This is a genomic window from Paenibacillus sp. E194 (genome assembly GCF_000935845.1).
Classification (GTDB): domain Bacteria; phylum Bacillota; class Bacilli; order Paenibacillales; family Paenibacillaceae; genus Paenibacillus_B; species Paenibacillus_B alvei_B.
The window spans coordinates 1-2566 of sequence record NZ_JMDX01000425.1 but is presented as its reverse complement, the minus strand read 5'-3'; the positions used below and the strand labels follow the sequence as shown (position 1 = coordinate 2566).

The following is a 2566-nucleotide window of genomic DNA, read 5'->3' as shown; positions in this document are numbered from 1 at the left end:
ATTGTGCATTAGAAGATCGCGCGTTCCTCACGAATAACCTTAATATATTCAATATTGCGATTTTCTGGTCCCTTGACCGGAAGCCCAATATCGACGTGATCGCGAATATAATTGATGTTTTCTTGCGAGATGACTTCGCCTGGAAGCAAGATCGGAATGCCAGGCGGATAAACGTATATAAATTCTGCAATAATTCGTCCAGCAGATTCCTTAAAGGGAACGACCTCAGTATCCGCATAGAAGGCATCGCGCGGAATGAGGGACAGCTGCGGAATCTCCGGAATTTTGACGACGAGCTCCTGTACTTCATTGCGTTCATGGTGAAGATTGGACAAGTCGCGCAATGCACGGAGCAGAATGTCGATCGTATCCATGGAGTCGCCCGGCGTGACGAGACAGAGAATATTGTACATATCGCTCAGTTCGACTTCGATGTTGTAGTGCTCCCGCAGCCAGTTCTCCGTTTCATAACCGGTTATTCCCAAATGGCGGACATGAATGGTCAGTTTCGTCGGATCATAGCTGTAAGTCGCTTCTCCACCGAGAATCTCTTCGCCAAAGCAATACAGACTAGGAATTTCATTTATTTGCTGACGGGCAAATTCGGCCAGTTCAATGGCGTGTTCCGCCATTTCATGACCGTTAAGAGCCAAGTTGCGACGGGATGTATCCAAAGAAGCCAGCAATATATAGGAAGTGGAAGTCGTTGTCAGCATGCTGAATATGGTTTGTACACGCTGATGATTTACGAGTCCATTTTTCGTATTTACATTGAGCACAGAACTCTGGGTTAGAGAACCACCCAGCTTATGCACACTTGTCGCAGCCATATCGGCACCGGCCTGCATGGCTGACATTGGCAGCTTCTCGTGGAAATGAATAAGAACACCATGTGCTTCATCAACAAGTACAGGAACATCGTAAGAATGTGCTAAGTCGACAATCTCCTTCAAGTTCGCGCAAATCCCGAAGTACGTTGGATTAATGACGAGCACTGCTTTCGTATCTGGGTGTTTCTCCAAGGCTCTGCGTACCGAGCTGGTTGTGATGCCGTGATCGATTCCTAAATTCGCATCGCGCGCTGGCGAGACGAATACAGGCTTTGCACCGGCGAAAATAATGGCGGACATGATCGATTTATGAACATTGCGTGGAACCAGGATCTTATCTCCTGGCGAGCACACGGACATAATCATTGTCATGATTGCACTGTGTGCCTTGTACGCTGAAGAACGTATAATCGGCACCTAATGCATCAGCAGCAAGCTGCTGCGCCTCGGCGATGACGCTCGTAGGCTGGTGCAAGTCATCAAGCGGAGCAATGTTAATCAGATCTATAGATAGCGCTTGATCTCCGATAAAGTTTCGGAATTCTGCATCTGTCCCTGCGCCTTTTTTATGACCTGGAATGTGGAACTGCACCGGATTTTTGGAGGCATGCTCCGTAAGTGCGGTAAATAAGGGCGTCCGATGATGGTTCATCGCCGTATCACAACCTTTCATGTTGGCAATCTACTAAGCTGCGCATGGTGTGTCCTGCGCAAACAAGGTTAAGTTTAACAAATACGACCCGGAATGCAAGATGTTTTTCCTGTATGTAAGGGGAGAGGTGCGTGAATAAGTATTCGCACTTTATTCATTTTCGTTTCAAGGTATGGTGTGATAGGATGTACATATCGGAGGGAATTGTCATGAAAAAGAAAATGTCCGTTGTCATGTTCATGCTGATGATGGTGTTCATTGGCTTCGGTATCGTGATTCCGGTTCTGCCTAGAATGATAACGATGCAGGCGCCAATGAATTTCATTTGGGGCTTATGCTCTCGATCTATTCATTAATTGCGTTTGTGGTGTCTCCAATATGGGGAGCACTGTCGGAGAAGGTTGGCCGGCGTCCCATCATCCTTATCGGGACTCTCGGCTTCAGTATTAGCTATCTGCTATTCGGATTAGCTGATGGTGAGCTGTGGATGATGTATGTATCCCGCGCATTGGGAGGAGTCTTCTCAGGTGCTGTAGCTTCAGTTATTGTTGCCTATGTCGCCGATATCACGACGCCTGAGCAACGCACGAAGGGTATGGCGTTTGTTGGAATGTCGATTGGGCTAGGTTTTACATTTGGGCCAGCCTTTGGCGGTATTTTAAGCAGATACGGTTATAATACGCCCTTTTTCGCAGCTTCAGCATTGACATTTATCACATGCGTGCTAGGCTTCGTATTACTTAAGGAATCGCTGACTCCTGAGGAGCGCAAGGGAAGCCGCGAATCGGCTCCTTCACGCTGGACAGCCTTTACGGGACGAATGAAGTATTTGTATATATTGTCCTTCTTTGTTACCTTTACCCTGGCAGGATTGGAAGCGACGCTACTGTATTTTGAAGCAGCTAGAATCCCTGGAATTACAGAGGAGCAGATCGGATACATGTTCTTCTTCTGCGGCCTTTCAGGTGCGCTTGTTCAAGGTGGGGTTGTAAGACGCTACATCAAGAGCGGAGGAGAGAAGAAGGCGATTGCGGTAGGTCTGATTATATCTGCTGCAGGATTTTTTGCTGCTCTTATTGTCTTC

General features: G+C 47.3%; 2 pseudogenes. One reads left to right on the top strand and one right to left on the bottom strand.

Going from position 1 to position 2566, the window contains the following annotated elements:
- Positions 1-8 precede the first annotated feature (8 nt).
- Positions 9-1482 (bottom strand): annotated as a pseudogene (locus AZ66_RS28455) (aminotransferase class I/II-fold pyridoxal phosphate-dependent enzyme).
- 209 nt (positions 1483-1691) lie between these two features.
- On the opposite strand from AZ66_RS28455, the pseudogene AZ66_RS28450 reads away from it, so the two are divergent.
- Positions 1692-2566 (top strand): annotated as a pseudogene (locus tag AZ66_RS28450) (MFS transporter); the annotation flags it as partial.